Origin of the sequence: Desulfosporosinus sp. FKB (genome assembly GCF_002196705.1) — a bacterium.
Taxonomy (GTDB): Bacteria; Bacillota; Desulfitobacteriia; order Desulfitobacteriales; family Desulfitobacteriaceae; genus Desulfosporosinus.
The window spans coordinates 102,277-122,261 of the sequence record NZ_NADJ01000035.1 but is presented as its reverse complement, the minus strand read 5'-3'; the positions used below and the strand labels follow the sequence as shown (position 1 = coordinate 122,261).

Annotated in this window: 18 protein-coding genes; 8 read left to right on the top strand and 10 right to left on the bottom strand. The window is 43.5% G+C overall.

Annotated features, from left to right (window positions below; all coding sequences use genetic code 11):
• Nucleotides 1–4: 4 nt before the first annotated feature.
• Together ptsP and hprK are read left to right on the top strand one after the other, a co-directional pair.
• Nucleotides 5–1,702 carry a phosphoenolpyruvate--protein phosphotransferase gene (gene ptsP / locus B5Y67_RS13760; RefSeq protein WP_088227005.1) on the top strand — a complete coding sequence of 566 codons (1,698 nt, stop codon included), beginning with the start codon at nt 5–7 and terminating at the stop codon, nt 1,700–1,702.
• Nucleotides 1,703–1,748: 46 nt separating this feature from the next.
• Nucleotides 1,749–2,615, top strand: coding sequence for an HPr(Ser) kinase/phosphatase (hprK, locus tag B5Y67_RS13755; RefSeq protein WP_088227004.1), 867 nt, complete (start codon nt 1,749–1,751; stop codon nt 2,613–2,615).
• Between the two features lie 201 nt (nt 2,616–2,816).
• Here the strand turns inward: hprK and B5Y67_RS13750 are convergent, their stop codons facing one another.
• Entirely contained in the window at nt 2,817–3,359 is a 543-nt protein-coding gene (locus tag B5Y67_RS13750) for a transcription repressor NadR (protein WP_088227003.1), read from the bottom strand.
• Nucleotides 3,360–3,538: 179 nt separating this feature from the next.
• On the opposite strand from B5Y67_RS13750, the gene B5Y67_RS13745 reads away from it, so the two are divergent.
• Nucleotides 3,539–4,891, top strand: a complete 1,353-nt coding sequence (locus B5Y67_RS13745) for an MFS transporter (protein WP_088227002.1) — start codon at nt 3,539–3,541, stop codon at nt 4,889–4,891.
• Between the two features lie 223 nt (nt 4,892–5,114).
• On the opposite strand, the gene B5Y67_RS13740 is transcribed toward B5Y67_RS13745, so the two are convergent.
• Both B5Y67_RS13740 and B5Y67_RS13735 read right to left on the bottom strand, forming a co-directional pair.
• Entirely contained in the window at nt 5,115–6,110 is a 996-nt protein-coding gene (locus B5Y67_RS13740; protein WP_088227001.1) for a D-glycerate dehydrogenase, read from the bottom strand.
• Between the two features lie 639 nt (nt 6,111–6,749).
• Nucleotides 6,750–7,253, bottom strand: a complete 504-nt coding sequence (locus B5Y67_RS13735) for a CcdC protein domain-containing protein (protein WP_088227000.1) — start codon at nt 7,251–7,253, stop codon at nt 6,750–6,752.
• A gap of 422 nt (nt 7,254–7,675) precedes the next feature.
• On the opposite strand from B5Y67_RS13735, the gene B5Y67_RS13730 reads away from it, so the two are divergent.
• From B5Y67_RS13730 to B5Y67_RS13720, 3 genes are all read left to right on the top strand, one after another.
• Nucleotides 7,676–8,836 carry a sensor histidine kinase gene (locus tag B5Y67_RS13730; RefSeq protein ID WP_088226999.1) on the top strand — a complete coding sequence of 387 codons (1,161 nt, stop codon included), beginning with the start codon at nt 7,676–7,678 and terminating at the stop codon, nt 8,834–8,836.
• A 24-nt stretch (nt 8,837–8,860) separates the two neighbouring features.
• Nucleotides 8,861–9,526: a response regulator transcription factor gene (locus B5Y67_RS13725; protein WP_088226998.1), complete on the top strand. Its 666-nt coding sequence runs from the start codon at nt 8,861–8,863 to the stop codon at nt 9,524–9,526.
• Between the two features lie 204 nt (nt 9,527–9,730).
• Nucleotides 9,731–9,958, top strand: coding sequence for a glutaredoxin family protein (locus B5Y67_RS13720; RefSeq protein ID WP_088226997.1), 228 nt, complete (start codon nt 9,731–9,733; stop codon nt 9,956–9,958).
• Nucleotides 9,959–10,598: 640 nt separating this feature from the next.
• Here B5Y67_RS13720 and B5Y67_RS13715 read toward each other — a convergent pair.
• Complete coding sequence (locus B5Y67_RS13715; RefSeq protein ID WP_170932694.1) at nt 10,599–11,006, bottom strand: DUF202 domain-containing protein; 408 nt, start codon at nt 11,004–11,006, stop codon at nt 10,599–10,601.
• A gap of 28 nt (nt 11,007–11,034) precedes the next feature.
• Nucleotides 11,035–12,069 carry a calcium/proton exchanger gene (gene cax, locus B5Y67_RS13710; RefSeq protein WP_088226996.1) on the bottom strand — a complete coding sequence of 345 codons (1,035 nt, stop codon included), beginning with the start codon at nt 12,067–12,069 and terminating at the stop codon, nt 11,035–11,037.
• Between the two features lie 239 nt (nt 12,070–12,308).
• On the opposite strand from cax, the gene B5Y67_RS13705 reads away from it, so the two are divergent.
• The gene (locus tag B5Y67_RS13705; protein WP_088226995.1) at nt 12,309–13,697 is read left to right on the top strand and encodes an FAD-linked oxidase C-terminal domain-containing protein; all 1,389 of its coding nucleotides are present in this window, start codon (nt 12,309–12,311) and stop codon (nt 13,695–13,697) included.
• Nucleotides 13,698–13,701: 4 nt separating this feature from the next.
• Nucleotides 13,702–14,997, top strand: coding sequence for a (Fe-S)-binding protein (locus B5Y67_RS13700; protein WP_088226994.1), 1,296 nt, complete (start codon nt 13,702–13,704; stop codon nt 14,995–14,997).
• A gap of 142 nt (nt 14,998–15,139) precedes the next feature.
• Here B5Y67_RS13700 and B5Y67_RS13695 read toward each other — a convergent pair whose 3' ends face one another.
• From B5Y67_RS13695 to B5Y67_RS13675, 5 genes are all read right to left on the bottom strand, one after another.
• Nucleotides 15,140–15,832 (bottom strand): ABC transporter ATP-binding protein, encoded by a 693-nt coding sequence (locus B5Y67_RS13695; protein ID WP_088226993.1) that lies wholly within the window; start codon nt 15,830–15,832, stop codon nt 15,140–15,142.
• Nucleotides 15,826–16,569 carry an ABC transporter ATP-binding protein gene (locus B5Y67_RS13690; RefSeq protein WP_088226992.1) on the bottom strand — a complete coding sequence of 248 codons (744 nt, stop codon included), beginning with the start codon at nt 16,567–16,569 and terminating at the stop codon, nt 15,826–15,828. The genes B5Y67_RS13695 and B5Y67_RS13690 overlap by 7 nt, the downstream gene beginning before the upstream one ends.
• A complete protein-coding gene (locus B5Y67_RS13685; RefSeq protein ID WP_088226991.1) occupies nt 16,556–17,554 on the bottom strand; it encodes a branched-chain amino acid ABC transporter permease in 999 nt (332 codons plus the stop codon). The genes B5Y67_RS13690 and B5Y67_RS13685 overlap by 14 nt, the downstream gene beginning before the upstream one ends.
• A 15-nt stretch (nt 17,555–17,569) precedes the next feature.
• A complete protein-coding gene (locus tag B5Y67_RS13680) occupies nt 17,570–18,448 on the bottom strand; it encodes a branched-chain amino acid ABC transporter permease (RefSeq protein WP_088226990.1) in 879 nt (292 codons plus the stop codon).
• 70 nt (nt 18,449–18,518) lie between these two features.
• Nucleotides 18,519–19,763 carry an ABC transporter substrate-binding protein gene (locus tag B5Y67_RS13675; protein WP_088226989.1) on the bottom strand — a complete coding sequence of 415 codons (1,245 nt, stop codon included), beginning with the start codon at nt 19,761–19,763 and terminating at the stop codon, nt 18,519–18,521.
• Between the last annotated feature and the right edge of the window lie 222 nt (nt 19,764–19,985).

Genomic DNA, 19,985 nt, shown 5'->3' with positions numbered 1-19,985 from the left:
TCTTATGGAAAACAAGATTTGGCATGGACTTGGGGTTTCGGCGGGACATGCCGCCGGACCAACTTGGTACTTGAAAGGATTCCAAGCAGAGACGGCAGGAGAAACTTCTCAAGTAAGTTCTATTGAGGAGGAAAGGGTACGTTTGCAACAAGCTGTCCTTCGTACTGAGCAGAATTTAACTGGCCTGGAAGAGAAGGTAAGAGCTGAACAAGGTGAGGAAGTAGCTCAAATATTTGTTGCCCACAAGCTTTTACTCAGTGATCCTTCATTTATTGGAGAAGCTTATCAGCGCTTAGAAAAGGGACAACTAAACGCTGAACAGGTTCTTCGGGAGGTAGCAGGAGAAGCTGTGCAAATGCTGCAGAGTTTAGAGGATCCCTATTTTCAAGAGCGTGCTGTGGATGTCCAGGATGTATTGGGACAATTACTGAAGAACCTTCAAAATGTTCAAGATGATGTTTCTGATCTCTTTCCGCAAAGCGGAAATTATATCGTTCTGGCTGATGAGTTGACACCTGCTCAAACCATTGCCTTACCGAAGGATAGAGTTCTTGGCTTTATCGTTCGCCAGGGAGGGAAAACTTCTCATGCTGCTATTTTAGCGCGAACCTATGGCATTCCGGCTCTCGTCGGGGTAACCGATGGGTGGGGAGATTTAACGGCTCAGAAATGGCTTGAATTGGACGGTGAGGAAGGCTGGGTTCAGTCATCAGCGGAAAATCAAGTTATCTTTGCTAATACTGATGCGGGAGATGAGGTGATTTCCGGCGAGAATTCCTTACTTCAAGGGATGATTTTAGCGGCGAACATCGGCAGCCCGGGTGATTTGTCTCTTGTCCGGAAATTTAAGGCTCAAGGGATTGGATTGTATCGAACGGAGTTTTTATTTATGGGGGAAGAGCTCCCCAGTGAAGAAGATCAGCTGGAAGCGTATCGTCAAGTCATTGATGACTGTTCACCCCACTTGACCGTCATCAGGACCTTAGACATCGGGGGGGATAAAAAAGCCCCCGCCTTAAATCTTCCGCAAGAAAAAAATCCTTTTCTCGGTGTCCGTGCCCTGAGGTTCACGCTGCGGCGTCCTGAACTTTTTCGTCAGCAGCTGCGGGCTATTTGGCGGGCATCTGCTGCAGGGCCGACGGCTGTTATGTTTCCCATGATTGCCACTCCGGAGGAACTTGAAGAGGCTAAGGAAAACCTTTGGGCCGCTCGTGAGGAAGTATTGCAGGCCGGTTACGAGATTGGAGGTCTTCAGGTCGGGATGATGATTGAAATTCCCTCTGCAGCCTGGCTGGCAGACAAGCTCGCTTCCCTGGTTGACTTTTTCTCAATCGGTACCAACGACTTAACTCAATATATGTTGGCTGCTGACCGGGAAAATCCTGAATTGGCTGAGCTTAATCAGCCTTATCACCCAGCGGTTTTAGGGATGATCGCCCGAGTCAGTCAAGCTTCGCTCAAGAAGGGGATCTGGACAGGAATTTGCGGCGAAGCCGGAGGAGATCCACTTTTGGCTCCCTTTTTCAAAGCAGTTGGTATCAAAGAATTAAGTATGGCACCGGGTTCTTTAGCTAAAGTTCGAACTGCTTTGGGAAAAATGGAGATGTCGCTGGAAGAACAAGAAACATTGGTTAAATCTGTGCTTGCTTGTGCCAGGACCTCAGAGGTAATTAAAGTGCTTCAATCATCTAAGACGAGCTGATAGTTGAGGGCATAAAGGTTATTTTGAACTCAGGAGGAGACTTAGACTGGTAACTGTTGATCAATTAGTAGAGGAATTTGGCTTCAGAGTTATAGCCGGGCAGAGGGGTATGAATAAGAAAATAACTGATTACAGTCTTAAGCGCCCCAGCGCCGAATTGGTCGGTTATCTGACCTATTTGACTCCCCAGAGAATTCAAATCTATGGGCGCACGGAATTAGGCCTGTTTGAGCAGCTTCCGCCTGAGGAGCGTCAAGAGAATTTGGCGAAGGTTATGGTTCAGGAAGTTCCCTGCCTTATCATCACTAGGGGATTGGCGATTCCTCAAGAATTTGTTCGCTTAGCTGAAGATAGGGGCATACCCCTATTGACATCTGACCGCTCTACGACACAGCTTTACTATTTGCTCATTCGTTTCCTTGCCAATCGGTTGGCGCCATCCACCCTGGTTCACGGTGTCTTGGTCGACGTCTTTGGGATTGGAGTACTCATTACGGGGGATAGCGGGATCGGGAAAAGTGAAACTGCTTTGGAATTGATTCGCAGCGGACACTTATTGGTGGCAGATGATGCTGTTGAGGTGCAGCGGGTTGATGAGGAGAATTTGCATGGCAGGGCACCTCAAACCATTCGGCATCTTCTTGAGGTAAGAGGTCTCGGAATTTTAGATGTCACAAAGTTGTTTGGTGCAGGGGCTGTCCGCGAAGAAAAAGAAATTCATCTTCTTGTCGAGCTGGAAGAATGGAAAGAAGGGAAGTATTATGACCGCTTAGGTCTTGATCCTCCTCAAACTTCGACCATACTTGGTATTCCCGTCCCCAAAGTGACAATCCCGGTTCGGCCCGGCCGTCAGCTTGCGTCCATTATTGAGGTCGCTGTCATGCAAAATCGCCTGCGAAGCAAACGGATGTAAGGAATTTCGCGTTAAATTCGAGCTTTTATGGATGTGATATCGTAGGAATTTTGAGAGTACTCAGCAACAAAATAGGTTAATTTAAAAAGACTGTTATGAGCCAGCTGGTGGCCATAACAGTCTTTTTGTGCAATTACAACGTATATTTCGTGCATACTTTCCAGGCATAAGTCATAGGCAGGTGGCTGCGCTGAGTCTGATTTAATCTTTCATATCGACCAAAAACCCTTCTTGTGTCAGGACCTCGCAAACCTGCTGCAAAACTTCCTCTGTGGGTGCTTCAATGGTATGAAGATGCAGGCCGCCGGTTAAAGACGACAGTAAGTGCGCATGGTTTTCTGACATTTGGGCCATAAATTTCTTCACGTCCAGGCGGCTCTTTAATTGGAGTGGACGAAAAATATTCCCATATACAGAATGCTCCACTCCGACATCGAGTACACTAACGCCATGGTCGACTAAGATATTCAATTCCTTCTCCGTATCTAAAGGCGAATGACGACTATAGATAATTTTTTGCAGGCCTTTTGTGCGAAGATCCGAGGAATAGATATACCCCTGTGGTGTAGCAATCACCGGTTCCTCTGAAGCTCGGAGAAGGGCTATATCTTGAACAATAACCTGGCGGCTGACCCCTGTGAGTTTGGCTAAAGAGGCAGCTTTGATAGGTTCATGGGTGTTTTTTAAAAGTTTTAACAAGTGATCCCGGCGTTCTCGCCCCGATAAACCTTCTTTTTGGCTCATTCCATCACCTACTTTATAGTTGATTTTAATACGGGAGTTGAGAAATTGTCAAATGGTGTCTTGACACCTGCAAAGATATTGTGATAAAACAAAGTAAGCAATGAATCAAGTTCTTGCTAAAGGAGGGTTCATTCACTACATTAGAAGTTCCATAGTTTTAGGAAGAAAGAGGAAGTAATATGAAGATCAGTGAACGTTTAGAGCAGTTGCCGGTTTCGAGATTTCATTATGTTTTACTTATTACAGCGGGTTTAGGCTGGATGTTCGATTCGATGGACACTGGAATTGTGTCTTTCATTCTTCCGGTTTTGATGAAAGAGTGGCATTTGAGTCCGGAACAAATCGGCAACATTGGGAGTATCGGACTCCTTGGCATGGCGTTAGGAGCAGTAATTTCAGGGACTATTGCAGACAGGATCGGGCGCAAGAAAGTCTTTGCCTTTACCTTAGTGGCTTACAGCATAGCGACAGGATTATGTGGACTTTCTTGGAATCTGACGTCTCTGCTGGTTTTCCGGTTTATTGTTGGATTTGGACTTGGCGGACAGCTGCCCGTTGCGGTTACCTTAGTCAGCGAATTTTCACCGGTTAAACATCGAGGTAAATTTCTGGTTTTACTGGAAAGCTTCTGGGCCTTTGGCTGGCTGTTGGCTTCCATAATTTCTTACCTTATCATTCCAAAGTTTGGCTGGCCAATCGCCTTCTTTATCGGTTTTCTCCCGGCTTTATATGTCCTATTCCTCTGGCGATCAATTCCTGAGTCGCCGCGCTATCTTTTAAGCAAAGGGCGAATGCAGGAAGCTGAAGCCATCGTAGTTAAAATTGAAGAGGAATGTAATGTTTCATCAAGTAAGAAGCGCTTATCTGAAACGGAAACAAAGCAGCTGTCGGAATCAGTAACTCAGTCTAATCAAGCGAAATTTAAAGAATTGTTCTCCCCGGCATTCTTACGACGGACAATTTTTCTTTGGCTTTTATGGTTTGGGATCGTCTTTTCTTACTACGGGATTTTTACTTGGCTTCCCTCTCTGTTAGCCCTTAAAGGCTTTTCCCTGACTAAGAGTTTTAGCTATGTAATGATTATGACTCTTGCCCAGATTCCTGGATATTTTAGCGCAGCTTATTTTGTGGACAAAATCGGACGTAAAACGACTCTCGCCCTCTATGTTGCGGGAACGGCAATTACCGCTTACTTTTTTGGACAAGGAGTCACTGCCGCGGCAATTTTAATTTCGGGATCGCTGATGTCCTTCTTTAATCTGGGAGCTTGGGGAATTATCTACACTTATACTCCCGAACTTTATCCAACCCATGCCAGAGCTACCGGATCAGGCTGGGCAGCAGGCTTTGGCCGGATTGGAGGCATTTTAGCACCACTCGTCGTTGGGGATATGATCGGGAAATTTCATCTCGGAACGGGATCAGTGTTTGGCCTTTTTGCCATTGTCTTGATCGTCGTCGTTTTGGATGTCGTTATTTTAGGCGAAGAGACAAAAGGACAGTCTTTGGAAAAGCTGGCCTCCGAGCAATAGAAGCGAAGACATAGCTGCAGCCAGTGAACTCGTTCAGCTAAAGCGCCTAGCTCATAACCAAATGCTATCGGGCTGAAGGATGGACTCTAGCCCCACTGAGCAAGGTATGGGAACCACTCCCACTTGTAGAAGTGGGAGTCTTATGATTGGATAAACTGATGCCCTGAGGACTGTGATCTAATGAAAAATCACTTCCTCAGGGCATCAGTTTTTGTTTTTGGGCTCAAGTTTTTTGCATGGTAGAGGACTTGTACACTTCAGGGTTCAGACAATTTGGCGGCAGTTCTCCTTTCATTGCTGCTATAATGTTGGCTGCTGCAATGGTGCCCATTTTAGTGCGGGTTTCAATCGTAGCGCTTGCGATATGAGGGCAGAGAGTAACATTGTCGAGTTTGCTTAACCCTTCCGCCAATTTTGGTTCCCATTCATATACATCGAGACCTGCCCCCCAGATCTCCCCGGTCTCTAAAGCTTTGACGAGGGCTAATTCATCAACCACCGGACCACGAGACGTGTTAATTAAGATGGCTGTTTTTTTCATTTGCTTGAATTCCTTCTCACCGATAAGATGAAATGTTTCAGGAAGAAGGGGAGTATGGATGGATATATAATCTGAATCCTGGAGAAGCTTTTCCAAGCTTACATACTGCCCGCCGGTTTCATGTTCAAACTGTGGGTTTGCCTTTTTCCCTGTATAAAGGACTTTCATATCAAAGGCTTTAGCTCGTTTCGCAAATGATAGACCAATTCTTCCGGGCCCTATAATGCCTACTGTTTTGTTAAAGATATCTTGTCCTAAAAACAGCATCGGCCCCCAACCTTCATATTTTCCCATTCGAGTATAGTTATCTGATTCGACAACTCTCCGAGCAACGGAAAATAATAGCGTCCAAGCCATCTCGGCTGTAGTATCAGTCAGCACTCCGGGAGTGTTGGAGATCATAATTCCCTGTGCTGTTGCGGCAGAAATATCGATGTTGTTATAACCAACGGCATAATTGGCGAAGATTTTAGCCTGGTTTGCTGCCCTGAGCACTTCTGCGTCGATTTGATCAGTCAGTAAACATAAAACAGCATCCCGTCCTTGAATTTTTTGCAAAAGTGTTGACTTGGGGAGAGGTTTTCCTTCGCGATTTACTTCAAGATCGCAATGTTCCGCCAGCATGTCCAGAGCCGGTTGGGGTATTTCGTTTGTAACATAAACATTCCATTTAGGCATATCTGACCTCCGATTAAGTAAGTTTTATGGAATAATACCTTATACTTTAAGACTAATAGTTTTTAACTATGATTTCTAATATAAGGTATTATTTGCTTGAGTTCGAAGTTTATGTTCCTTGTACCTTAGAACTTACAAACAATCATCGAATTTGAATAGTGATTTGTAATTAATGAGTTTTAGCGTTTCTCCATGCAATGAGTTCACTCTTGTCGGAGAAGGGGGAAGTTACTGGCCCTAAAATAGGCGCGGCAGAGTCAAAAAGGATTAAGATGCGGAACTACCTTATTAAAGCATGCTCTGCAAACTGTTTACAGTCAAGTAGCAACTAGGCTGAAATTTTATTTACTTTGCACTTTAAGTCTTTATTCAGTAATCGCTCATCCATGTTAGAGTAATCGGAGCTAAAATTAAAGTGAGTTATTTTTCTTAAAAAAGCAATTCAGTACAAAGTCAGAAAAGGGGCTGTGTAAAAACTTAACTCAGAAAACCCAAAGTGGGGCCAAATAGCCAAAGGCGTTATCATTTCGCTACTATAGCGGAGTGACAACGCCTTTCTTTAGTGATTAGGGAAGCAAAAGTGGGAACGCAATGCGAGGACAAACAAGTTTTGGCACAGTCCCTTTTTGTTTCGATTTTCTAGTTCATTCCTGCATTTTTTACCAACCTTCGAAACTTCACATAACATCCTACTCGCCAGATCATCATATAAACGGTAGCCAATACTAAGGTTAGAAACAATAAACTCATGGCAGGCATCAAATTATATAAAATATTTTTTAAGGCAAGACGTAAAATGATAACACCCAAGAAAACAAACAGGAAGAACTTGTTTTTCTTAATATAGATTTGATTTTGTCTGAATTCATAATCAGTAGTCCATAAGACTGGAATAGCTAATATTCCTCCGAGAATAATCGTACTAGATACCGAAATTAGTGATACTTGGGGTAAAACCAAAACACCAATTCGATTGACAAATAGTTTGCTTGCTGCAAACATTATGAGAGCAAGGTAGAGAATTAGAGGATAAAAGATTGCTAATCCGTTATTCCCAATAGGTTTTTGAGTGCGTCTTGCTAAAGACCAAATGATCCTTATTACTATGACTCCGGCAACGATAAAGGGAACAATAGTATTCATTATTTCCTGCCTCCTAAATGGATTTTAGTTTAAAATCTTTGCGCTTGAAACTCTATTGATTTTAAGATATTTGCGCAACTTATAAATCCATCTGAAGAATGAAATCGATAGAATAGAACCTCTATCTGTAGATAGAGGCTGTCAGAAGACCATTTTAAAAAGCATATCTATCTTTCGATAGAAGCCTTCAATGTTAGTTTATGATAGTATTAGTTTGCTAAGATAAAGTGAATTCATTCAGCAAAAGCTGAACATCGGGGCTTCGGTGGCGAAAGTGTCCTGTACACTTTTGCCGAAAGCGCCTAGCCCATAACAAATACTATCGCGCTGAAGGATGGACTCTACCCCCACCGAAACAGGGTATGGGAACCACTCCCGCTTGTAGAAGTGGGAGTCTTACGATTGGATAAAGGTGAAGTACGATGTTTTATGAGAAGATTAGGTTTGATTGGCGGCGCTCTCTGCCCATTACCTTCATCCTGCTTTTTTTTATGCTTAATGCAGGATTGTTTCATGGCAGTTACTTGTTGGTGGCAATTCGGTGTTTGACTTTTTTAGTTTACACCAGTTTTTGGCTGCCGCCTCACGAATGGTGGAACCTTAAAAGGATCTTAATGGCTACTATTGCTGTTAGCATCTTAGTTGTAATGTCTTTGTTACTACAAAACAATTTGATTAGTATTTATATGATGATTATCTTGACATTTCCTGCATCGTACTGTTTAAAGGACAGAGCATATTTCTATTACTTATTTATTATTCTGTTGGAAATATTTTCTTTATTAACGTTATTTGGGCACCATAATTATTCTCAATCGCTGTCAATTCTGATTTTCTTTATTGGTATTGCCGTTTCAATTCGAGCCAGAGTAACCAGACAGGAAGCCAACAAACTTAGTCAGCTTCATCTTAAGGAACTTGAAAAAGCTCACAAAGAACTTCAGCAGGCAGCGGTTACAACCATGCAGCATGCTGTCTTAGACGAACGGACAAGGATTGCTCGAGAAATTCATGATGCCATCGGACACAGCTTGACGTCATTGATCGTTCAGCTGCAAGCCCTGCGGTTCATGATTGAGGACGATCCGGTTCAGGCTAAACAATCGGTGGAAGAAATGCTGACTGTGGCCCGTCAAGGTCTGCAAGATATACGAGTTTCTGTACATGCTTTAGCAGCTGATAGGTCAGCGTTAGGCATTGCTCCGCTGCAAGCCCTTGTATCTAAAACGAACGCTACCTCGAAGCTGGAATGTACTTTTAGCGCAAACTCTCAGGCCGAGGATTTGCCCGCTGAGTCAGGAGCCGTGCTGTTCAAAGTTCTTCAAGAGGCCATGACGAATATTCTTCGCCATTCTCAAGCGACCAGAGTGGAAGTATATGTTTCCGTTACAGGAAGGGATTGCAGCATGACCATTAAGGATAATGGCAATTTCAGCGCGAATCGGTGTGCTTGGGAAGGCTATGGCATTAAAAGCATGCGGGAACGAGTACAGGAAGTTGGCGGGAGTATTATGTTTAACCTAGTTCAACCGTCGGGATTAAATATAATCACTCATATACCCATTCCTCCCCAGGATTTATAGTAAGAAGGAGAGTAGTGCGCAAGAATGACAGCTCAATGTGTGATTAGAGTGCTCTTAGCTGATGACCAGACCATGATTAGACAGGGTTTAGGCTATATCATTAAAATGCAGAAGGATATGCAGCTTGTGGGTGAAGCTGCTAATGGTGATGATGCGGTGCGCCGAACGTTAGAAACTAAGCCGGATGTAGTTTTGATGGACGTGCAAATGCCCGGACTTTCCGGCATTAAAGCAACAAGGGAGATTCTTAAAGATATGCCGGAGGTTAAAGTGGTTATCCTTACTACATTTGAAGTTCAGGATTATGTTTATGAGGGAATTAGGTCAGGTGCAGTTGGTTATCTTCTTAAAGACGCAGATACGGACGTGATGCTGGAAACCATTAGGGCTGCTTACCGAGGAGAAGCTGTATACCGCACAGGTTTGGCCGCAGGTGCTCTTGTCAGGGCTTTATCTCCAGAAGTTAAGGCGAGTCAGAATCAAATTGTGCTTCTGGAACCCCTTACTGAACGGGAAAAAGAGGTCTTACAGCAGATGGCCTTTGGCTTAAAAAATGATCAAATTGCCGAAACTCTCTTCATAACAGAAGGAACTGTGAAAACCCATATTCATCGTCTGTTGCAAAAGTTTGGAGCAGAGGATCGAACGCAACTTGTTGTTAAGGCTTTACGCGGCGGTTTAGTTAAGTGATTTATCCTTTATCCTCATTTAAGACCCCCACCATAGCTCTGATGTTTAGCTTTAGCTGAACAAGTTCATTCTGAGATGTGGCGGTCTGATCTGATGAATCATAAAGAGTTTAAAACATTATTAGAGACAGGAAGAACGATGGATAAAAATGTATCCTTAATGCAATACTTATAGTTAATCTAAGTAAAATAAGGAGGGACTCGGATGAAAAATGTAACGATGTATACCAGCGATACCTGACCTTATTGCTCTATGGCGAAGGAGTTTCTTTCGCAGCATAATATTTCATTTCAAGAACGAAATATCAGTACCGATGAGGAGGCGTTGAACGAGCTGCAAAGCAAAAATATCAGTGGAGTTCCTGCATTCATTGTCGGTAATGATACGGTGGTTGGCTTTAATAAGAATAAGATTTTGTCCTTGCTTCAGTGAAGGTATTATTTAGAAGGATGCAGCTTGATCGAGGAATATATTTCCAGAATAAATAAACGTAATCAGGTGATACTACAATCATAAGGGTACGTAATGGTCGAGCTACGATTTATATATGCTTTAACGGGTGTATATAAGTTGGCCAAAGATTATATGCAGGTGCTGAGAGGTGTTTGTTTTATAGTCGGCGGGAAGATTTTTTTTGGTAGGGAAAAGCTTTAGAGCAGTTTAAGGATTGCTTTAGGGTTCCAACTTATCAGGAAATGTCGAGCTAAGATTTTGCAAGGTGTTGAACTTATACAACCATATATTAAATGATATATGCCTGTATAGGAACGCGCAGGTCAGATATAGCCGTAAGGTTATGTCTGGCTCAGTAGATACCTTGTTTAGTCGAACGAACCATCAATTTAGGTGGGAACTTGCTTAGCCTTAGTCGCAAGATTATTGTTAGGTGATAAACTATCTATGTTGGTGCTAGATAAGACCATTGCGTGCTCTTATATTATTAATTCCCTTAAATTAACAGCTTTATTATAAATTATCGGGTGCTGAAATAAACCCATTGTTGTTTATTTCAGCACCTTTGTTTGCAGCTTGTTACAATTTCGCAGTTATGTAACAAGTTTGGATAATGTCTTTAAATGCTTTGGAGCAAATAGAATATCAGAAACATGCCAACGGCTAAAACAGAGATACTGAGTAAGATATTAAGGTAGGATGAAGGCTGATAAGTATCGGTAGCGATTTGTAAATCAACGTTTCGATATTTCAGATAGGCTAAAATACTCATAAGAGAGCCAAGAGCAACCAGAAAGATGCCGATCATTGTCGAGTATCCATGAGAAGGTGGTAAGGTAACATCAAGATTTGATTTGCCAAGGACATAGGACATTTGTTTAAGAAACAAGGCAAAGCGCTCGACAACAAAACCAAAGCCCATCATTGCGATACTCGTTCTGATCCAGGCTAAGAACGTTCGTTCATTGGCGAGATGCAGACGGCGATTAGTATTGGGTTTCTGAGAGGAATTTTCTTTTGTTAACATAGTGATCTTCCTCCTCTGTGAATGTGAATCATACAAAAAGAAAAGCTATAGCCATAATAACGTAAGAGGCTAACAGTTGTGCGCCTTCCAGCCAGTTTGAGCGGCCATCCATGCTAATAATGGCTGTAATTACTGTACCCAAAATAATGACAACAAGCTCATAACTTGTAAAGAGAAGATCAATTGGGTGCCCGCTTAAATAGCCGATAAAGACAAGCAAAGGAGCGACAAAAAGAGCTATTTGCGTGCTGGAACCAATAGCAATTTCCAGGCTGATTTCCATTTTGTTTTTTAAAGCCATCATAACACTTGTGGTGTGCTCTGCAGCATTGCCGATGATGGGAATAATAATAACTCCTATAAAAAGCTCGCTAATTCCCAGGGTGTTAACGACAGGTTCAATTCCTGACACCAGAAACTCACTTTCGATGACGACAAAGATTGTAGCGGCGAGGAGAATAAGTAATGATTTAAGCCTTGTCCACTGAGGAGTACTTGAATGCTCTTGGCTGGGACGAAAAACATCTTTATGGGTATGAAGAGAAAAGAGCAAACTCAATAAATAGATCAGGATTAGAACCGCGGCTACACCTAGACTTAAAGGTTCTGCGGCAGGATTTGAATGGTTGTTGAGAAAGACCGCGGGAATAATCAGCCCGGTAACGGCTAAAAGCAGCATGGAGGTGTGCATGCCAGCAGCAGCTCTGTTAAATTTTTGAGTTTTAAATTTAAACCCCCCGAGCAGCATGCTGAGACCCAGAACAAGGAGCAGATTACCGATGATCGATCCAGTTATGGAGGCCTTAACCACTTCGACAAGGCCGGACTTTAAGGCAAAGAGTGTGATAATGAGTTCGGCGGCGTTTCCAAACGTGGCATTCAATAAGCCTCCGATATTCGGACCTACATAAATGGCGATCTCTTCCGTGGCCTTCCCCATATAGCCGGAAAGAGGAATAATGCTCAAACAAGCTGTCAGAAATGTCAGGATGGGTGAACTATTTGCAAGATGAAAAAAGATGCTGACTGGGATAGCTAAAAGAAATAAATTAAGGAACTTCACAAATTATCCTCCTCAAACGTCATAAATAGTGACGGCTTATTTACACAAAACTTCCTATCAAACACATTATGAAGGAGGATAATCTGGCGTGCAATACCCAAGGAAATACTATATAACAGATTATTAAATAATAAGGTGTTTTAAAGGATATTTTCTCTGTGTGGCGAAATATGTAAGGATGCGGCAAAATTAACCGAATAATCGCCGCAGAGCCGGAGCCTAACAGAGGAGGCAAGATATTGAAACCAGAAATCATTCAAGAACTGACTAAAATAGTTGGAGAGGAAAATCTCTACACAACGTTAGAAGACTTATATTGCTATACGTATGACGCATCATTTCTTAAGGCAGATATTAAAGATTTAGCGGGTGTCGCAGTGTATCCGGGCACTGTTGAAGAAATTTCCATGATCCTTATGCTGGCTAATCGCGAAAAAATTCCTGTTGTTCCTCGAGGAGCTGGAACCAATGTCAGTGGAGGGAGCGTTTCTATAGGAGACTGTATTGTCCTTGTCCTGAAGAGAATGAATAAAATCCTGGAGATTGACAAGAAGAATCTCATTGCTGTGGTAGAACCGGGAGTGATTACCGGACAATTACAAAGAAAAGTGGAAAAACTTGGCCTTTTTTATCCCCCTGATCCGGCAAGTTTGGCTGTGTCAACCATGGGAGGGAACGTGGCGGAGTGTGCCGGCGGTCCCCGCGGTGTCAAATACGGAGTAACAAGAGATTATATTTTAGGCCTGGAAGTCGTTCTGCCAACGGGTGAGATCATGACGACCGGCGGAAGAACGATAAAAAATGTCACAGGCTACGATATGACAAAACTTTTTACCGGTTCCGAAGGTACCCTTTGTGTGATTACTAAAATCATTGTTAAACTCATTCCTCTGCCGGAAGCTAAGAGTACTATGATGGCCGTTTTCTCTGAGATGGAACAAGCTTCTGAGACGGTGTCCGAAATCATAGCCGGCGGATTGGTTCCTTGTTCCCTGGAATTACTGGACAATATTTATATCAAAAATATTGAAGAGTATGCCAAGGTGGGGCTTCCCGTGGAGGCTGGGGCTGTACTTCTAATCGAAGTAGATGGAGATTCCGAGATACTGTCCAAACAAATCGGCAAGGTCGAAGAGATTTGTCGTCGTCTTGGTGCCGTTCAAATTCGGGTTGCAACGACAAAGGAAGAAGCGGAAGATTTATGGCTTGCCCGGCGATCAGCTTTTGCTTCGGTTTCACGGGTGAAACCGACTATTATCGGTGAAGATGCAACGGTTCCCCGCAGCCAAATTCCCGTCGCAGTACGGCGAATCCAAGAAATTGCTGCGAAGTATAATATTATTATCGCTATACTTGGTCATGCAGGAGACGGTAATCTGCATGCCACCATTCTTACCGATGAAATGGACCGAGAGGAAGCGGCAAGAGTAGAAAAGGCTATCGATGAGATTTTTGTTTTAACAGTGGAACTCGGTGGCTCTTTAAGCGGAGAACATGGCATTGGACGAGCCAAGTCTAAGTTTATTACTTTGCAGACAGGGGAAATAGGTCTGGAAATCCAGCGGAAGATTAAACATGCTCTGGACCCCAATAACATTTTAAATCCCGGCGTTATGTTTGGAGTGTGAGGAAATGGAACGTTCATTTGAGTCTTGGGAAAAAGAAGTTATCCGCTGTATTCGATGCGGTTCCTGTCAAAATGTTTGTCCTGTTTTTCGAGAACTTCAGGCTGAATCAACCGTTGCCAGGGGTCGAGTAAAGCTTATACGAGGCGTTATCACTAAGGATCTATCCTTAACCGAAGGGTTTATTTCCAAGATGTCCTTGTGTTTAATGTGTAAAGCATGCGTAACCAACTGTCCAAGCGGTGTCAAGGTTGACAAGCTTGTGGAAGCTGCCCGCAAGGAAATTGTGGATCAGAAAGGGCTCTCTTCGCTGAAAAAGCTAATCTTTCGTTTCATATTAAAAAATCGTTGGGTCTTTGACACAGGAATGAGTACAGGTCGAATCCTGCAGAAACTTGTTTTCCGTCCTGGTCCGGGAGGACAAGGAATGCTGCCCAGAATGCCGTTGGGGATTGATCAAAGACGATTGCTTTCTCCTCTGGCTTCCAAACCTTTAAAGGCAATGTATCCGCAAGTTGTTAAAGTCACAAATCCTCGTTTGCGAGTGGTGTTTTTTACTGGTTGTATGATCAATTATATTTACACGGATACAGGAAGAGCAGTCGTTAATGTTCTAAACCGCTTGGGAATAGACGTTGTCATTCCGAAACTCCAAAATTGCTGCGGAACTCCGGTACGGATGAACGGTGATTATGGAACGGCTCGGGAAATGGCCCGGGCTAATATTGACGTTCTTTTGCAAGAAAAGGTGGATAGTGTAGTGGTTGCTTGCGGGACCTGCGGCTTAGCTTTGAAAGAGGAATATGCTGAGTTGCTGCAGGATGAACCGAGATATGCTGAAAGGGCTAAACACTTGGGGAAGATGGTTAAAGATTTCACAGAACTGGTCGTTTCTCTGGGTGACTTTAAGGAGAACATTGGTGAATTACCTCTTAAAGTTACCTATCATGATCCCTGTCATCTTGTACGGGGTCTAAACGTAAAAGAGCAACCCAGAGAAATTATTAAGCAAATTCCCGGAGTGGCATTTTTGGAAATGAAGAAGCCAGATACCTGCTGCGGCAGCGGAGGTTCCTTTAGTTTGACTCATTATGAGCTTTCCACGAAGATCAATAATCATAAGGTTGAGGATATCCTGCAAACTGGGGCCGAGGTAGTTGTTACAGGATGTTCTGCCTGTCGTATGCATATTTTGGACGGACTTCACCGTCAAGAGGCTGGAATGGGAGTAATGCACACCGCTCAGCTCTTAGAGATGGCCTATGAAGCTAAAGAAGGAATTAAGACGGGAATAAAGATTTAATAGGTTAAACCCGTCAGAGTATAAACGCTGCCTGCAGACAAAGGGAGAGCCGTCACCACTTCTTTATTTAAGGGAAGTGGGTGACGGCTCTTTTTAGTACTCGATTTGTTGAAATCTTTGCCAGTTTAGCTGAACGAGTTCACTAAGCCAGCAAGTATTTTGTTCTGACCTCTTCATTTTCGGCTAAGGATTCGACGGTTCCTTCAAAACGGACTTGTCCGCGTTCAAGGACATAACAGCGATTCGCTAATTTTAAGGCGGATTTGAGATTCTGTTCGGCTAAGAGGATTGAGATTCCGGTGGAACAAAGTTCTAAGATCTGTTCTTCAAGTTCACGAACAATCAAAGGGGCAAGCCCTTCTGTTGGTTCGTCCAATATTAAAAGATCCGGATTACCCAGCAAAGCCCTGCCAATGCTGAGCATTTGTTGTTCACCGCCGCTGAGGTTGCCTCCGCGGCGATTTTCGTATTTCTTCAATACGGGGAACAAGGCGTGAACTTTAGCGATTGTCCAGTCACCGGGGCGAATACCGGCAGCAATTTCAAGATTTTCACGTACTGTGAGGTCGGCAAAAATCCTGCGGCTGTCAGGGACATAACTGATTCCTAATTTAACCATACGATTGGTCGGGATTTTAGTAATAGTTTGTCCGCGAAACGTAATTTCGCCGCTTTTGGGAGGAACGATACCCATAACACTTTTCAAGGTTGTAGTTTTACCTACTCCGTTTCGACCGAGGAGTGATACTACTTCTCCTTGTGCGACAGTTAAGGACAAACCGAATAAGATATGGCTCATGCCGTAATAGGTGTGAATATCCTTGATTTCTAGCATACTTCAGTTTCCCCCAAATAGGCTTTTTGCACAGATTTGTCGCTGCGAATGTCTTCAGGCAGGCCTTGAGCAATTGTCTCTCCTTGATGCAGAACCATAATTTTTTGCGCTACATCAAAGACGAGATCAGTATCATGTTCCGTGAGCAATATTGTCAGGCCTTCATCTTGTGACAATCGTTTAATAAGTTGGACGATACGACTCGTTTCATCAGGAGACATTCCTGCCGTCGGTTCATCCAAGAGGAGAAGTTTTGGTTTGCTTCCGAGGGCAATAGCAATTTCCAGGACTTTTTGATCTCCGTAAGAAAGGGAGCTGCATAAATGATCCTTATATCGTACAAGTCCAAAACTATTGAGGACTTCTAAAGTTTCTTCCCTGAGAAGCTTTTTGGCTGGTTTAAATAACTTCCGCTCAAGGCGGTGCTTAGCAAGAACAGCGGTTTGGATATTTTCGAATACCGTTAAACTGGTAAAAATATTAATAAGCTGGAATGATCGACCGATTCCATGGTGACAGATTTGATGGGGGGTACATTGAGTAATATCAGTTTTTTGAAAACGAATTGACCCGGAATCTGCTGTTAAATGACCGGTGATAAGATTAAATAAGGTGGATTTTCCCGCGCCATTGGGACCAATGACTGCTACAACTTCTCCTTGGGGAACGGAAAGATTGGCATTCGCTATTGCCTGATATCCCTCGAAGGATTTTTTAAGCTGCTCAATTTGAAGCATCTAAACTTCCTCCTCTCTGACGTCGCCCTTTTATCTTTTCGCAAATGTAACCTAGAATCCCCTGAGGTAAGAAAAGTACGAGAATTAATAAAAGGAGGCCAAGGACAAGAAGCCAATATTCAGTGTAAAGTCCTACGATCATCGAGAGAAGAACTAAGATGGCCGCTCCTAAGGTTGGTCCTAAGAAGACCGTCAGGCCGCCCATTAGGCACATAATTAAGATTTCGGCGGATTTATTCCAGAATAAGAGGGACGGAGCTACGGAACGTTCCAGGAGAACAAATAGTACCCCAGCAACACCGGCAAAAAAGCCTGCAATAACAAAGGCGATCAGACGGTGTTGTTTAACGTTGATTCCTAAACTTTCAGAGCGTACCGGATTGTCGCGAGCTGCCAGTAAAGTAAGGCCAAATGGAGATTTCGTGATTTTGGAGAGAATGAGCAGAGAGACGAGAAGAACTAAAAGAGTTGTATAATAAACAGAGCTGATAGACGTCAGGAAGTCTGGGACAGGAATGGCATGAATGCCATTATCACCATTCGTCAGGGCATTCCACCGGTAAACTATAGCCCAAACTAATTGTCCTAAAGCTAACGTGAGCATGCCAAAATACAGCCCCCGCAGACGGACACAAAACCAGCCGATCACAAAAGCAAGAGCAGCTGAAAGTATAGGCCCGAGAATGACTGCCAAGGCAAAAGGCCAAGAGGTTTTGGTCAGTATAATGGCAACGGTATAAGCACCGATCCCGTAAAATACCCCATGATGTAAATGAAGCAGTCCCCCGTAGCCTAAAACCAGATTTAAGCTTGTTGCCAGCAAGGCCGTTGTGAAGATAGTGGCTAAGAGGTAACTATAATAGGGCGGGATGAGGGTTGGAACAATCAGGAGAATAAGGATTCCGATCAGAGCCAATCCCAAGCCCAATAAGTTATGAATTTTTCTGTTTGTAGTTTTTAATGAAGATTCAGTATTTACTGACATACTTGGTTTCCTTTCTTACCAGACAGATTTTAATAAACCTGAGGGTCTAAAAATAAGCAAAATACCTGCAATCATATAGGGCAGTATAATTGAGACGCTGGGAATGAGAAGTACACCGATGGCTTCTCCCATTCCGATGATGATTGAACTGATCAGGGCTCCCCAAATGTTGCCCAATCCGCCGATAACCACAATCAAAAAGGCGTAGATGAGAATATTCGCGTCCATCCCCATAGAAACTGTTGTTGTGGGAGCGATTAAAGTTCCTCCTAATCCGGCAAGCCAACCTCCCAGGGCAAAAACTAAAGCAAAGACTCGAGTGCTGTTGATGCCTAGAATGTCTACCATTTCACGGTCAGTTGCTGTTGCACGGCATATTTTGCCCAGATGAGTTTTGGATAAAAAGAGCCATAATCCGAGTGCTACAAGGGGTCCGATGAGGAGCAGGAAGGCATTGTATAAAGGCAGAGAAGCTCCCCAGATCGAAATGGAACCTCTGAGCCCTTCGGGGATATTTATGGATTTATATTCTGATCCCCAAATGATTTTAACCGCATCTCCGGTAATGAGTACGAGGGAGTAGGTTAAGAGCATTTGCGTTAAGTGATCTCGGTTATAGATGAAACGCAGCAAACCGCGTTCGATAATAAGACTTAAAATCATTACGGCAATGGGAGCGACCAGCAAAGCCAACCAGAAGCCATAATGGCCATGACCTAAAGATGTTGAAACTGAGTAAGCTGCAAAAGCTCCCAGCATATAAAGCGATCCGTGGGCGAAATTTGTAATCCTCAGGACTCCAAAGATAAGAGTTAGTCCCGCAGCGACGATAAAGAAAATCATCCCTCTGCTGAGGCCTATTAACAATTGACTTGAGAGTGTTGCTATATCCATCTGTTTATCTCCTGTCTTTTAGGTTGAGAAATGGGCGGTACCTTGCGGTACCACCCATGAAATTGGTTGTTTATTTTTTCGCTCTTGCCTTTTGAATATCATCTATAGAAGGCATTATTTCATCCGGGCTGAGCGTGTGGAGGTCTGTGGGAGCGATTTTCCCGTCCGTTTTGCCAACGGCTCCATAGATCATAGGAATGGCAACCTGGTGATCTTCTTTACGCAGCGTGGCTTTACCAACGGGGGTGTCAATCGATAAACCTTCCAAGGCGTCGATGATCTTTTCTTTATCCGTACTTCCGGCTTTTTCAATGGCTTGTCCCAGGAATTGACCTGCCATATAACCGTATAATGCGAAAGCAGCAGGTTCACGATTATATTCCTTTTTGAAAGCACTCACAAAGGCTTTGTTGGCTGCGGTGTCCGGATAACTGGAGAGATAAGGATTTGTTCCTAATACTCCCGTGGGAGCCTGATCTCCTAATGGTCTCAAAGTAGCTGGGTCGATACTGGTGTGAACCCAGACCGGTATTTCCTGTGCTAAACCGGTTGCCTTTACGGCTTTCATAAAGGCTACCATGTCTGCCCCTCCGGTGCCGACTACGAGAAGATCAGGTTTCTTACTGCGAATGGCGTTGATGTAGGGAGTGAAATCTGTTTCCCCAACTTGCCACCAAGTTTCTCCGGTTTTTTGGACATCAGGTTCAATTTTTTTCAAATTTGACCAGAGGTTATCAATAACTGAGTGACCATATTCGTAATCGCTGCCGGCGAGCCAAATCTTTTTATAAGGTGTTTTGGAGATCTGGACGGCTCCGGCTTTGCCAATAATTGCGGTATTGGGTATGGTGCTAAAGACGTAGCGGTGACCGGCTGCCCCAGTGACTTTGTCACTCATCCCGCCCCAATCAATAAACGGTACTTTGTTTTCTTTAGCGTATTGAGAAACAGCCAAAGATCCTGCGCTATTTGTGGTTCCGGCCAAGAAATCAACTTGATCACGCATGACCAGTTCTTTAGCCCAGCTTGTCGCTTTGTCAGGTTTAAACTCATCGTCGCGGGTTACGATGTCGATCTCCGGACCGCCTTTAGCGGCAATTTCTTTGGCTGCTAATTTGAAGCCATCTAAAGAATCCTGGGCATAAACTGCGGCACCGCCGGTATATGTATCCACGATACCTACTTTAATAGCTTTTTTGCCGGATGTTGTCGTTGGACTGTTTCCACATCCGGTCACCAATAATGCTGTTGTCAGAAGCAAAGATCCTATGCGCATTAAACTGCTGGATTTGATTCTGCCTACCATTCTAACCATACTATTTCCTCCATCCTCATTCTTACGTTGCTGTTTTTCAGAAACAAACAGGAATCAAAAAAGTGCTTTTGCCGTTCTACCATGCTTCCTTTCTGTTTATAAGTCCTTCGGATTCAATCCGAAGAATTATTAAGTTATTATGTTTAGATTGTATAGAGCATGTTAAGATTATAACAGCTGAGTTTGGAACAGACAATACTTTTTTAATGTGTAGTAATACAA

What these genes read in the sequence shown, in the direction of transcription:
- B5Y67_RS13690 (WP_088226992.1), bottom strand. Translation starts at nt 16,569, where the DNA reads ATGCTTCAAATTGAGCAGCTTAAAAAATCCTTCGAGGGATATCAGGCA.
- B5Y67_RS13700 (WP_088226994.1), top strand. Translation starts at nt 13,702, where the DNA reads ATGGAACGTTCATTTGAGTCTTGGGAAAAAGAAGTTATCCGCTGTATT.
- B5Y67_RS13725 (WP_088226998.1), top strand. Translation starts at nt 8,861, where the DNA reads ATGACAGCTCAATGTGTGATTAGAGTGCTCTTAGCTGATGACCAGACC.
- B5Y67_RS13735 (WP_088227000.1), bottom strand. Translation starts at nt 7,253, where the DNA reads ATGAATACTATTGTTCCCTTTATCGTTGCCGGAGTCATAGTAATAAGG.
- B5Y67_RS13740 (WP_088227001.1), bottom strand. Translation starts at nt 6,110, where the DNA reads ATGCCTAAATGGAATGTTTATGTTACAAACGAAATACCCCAACCGGCT.
- B5Y67_RS13675 (WP_088226989.1), bottom strand. Translation starts at nt 19,763, where the DNA reads ATGGTTAGAATGGTAGGCAGAATCAAATCCAGCAGTTTAATGCGCATA.
- B5Y67_RS13695 (WP_088226993.1), bottom strand. Translation starts at nt 15,832, where the DNA reads ATGCTAGAAATCAAGGATATTCACACCTATTACGGCATGAGCCATATC.
- B5Y67_RS13750 (WP_088227003.1), bottom strand. Translation starts at nt 3,359, where the DNA reads ATGAGCCAAAAAGAAGGTTTATCGGGGCGAGAACGCCGGGATCACTTG.
- B5Y67_RS13730 (WP_088226999.1), top strand. Translation starts at nt 7,676, where the DNA reads ATGTTTTATGAGAAGATTAGGTTTGATTGGCGGCGCTCTCTGCCCATT.
- B5Y67_RS13715 (WP_170932694.1), bottom strand. Translation starts at nt 11,006, where the DNA reads ATGTTAACAAAAGAAAATTCCTCTCAGAAACCCAATACTAATCGCCGT.
- ptsP (WP_088227005.1), top strand. Translation starts at nt 5, where the DNA reads ATGGAAAACAAGATTTGGCATGGACTTGGGGTTTCGGCGGGACATGCC.
- B5Y67_RS13685 (WP_088226991.1), bottom strand. Translation starts at nt 17,554, where the DNA reads ATGTCAGTAAATACTGAATCTTCATTAAAAACTACAAACAGAAAAATT.
- B5Y67_RS13745 (WP_088227002.1), top strand. Translation starts at nt 3,539, where the DNA reads ATGAAGATCAGTGAACGTTTAGAGCAGTTGCCGGTTTCGAGATTTCAT.
- B5Y67_RS13680 (WP_088226990.1), bottom strand. Translation starts at nt 18,448, where the DNA reads ATGGATATAGCAACACTCTCAAGTCAATTGTTAATAGGCCTCAGCAGA.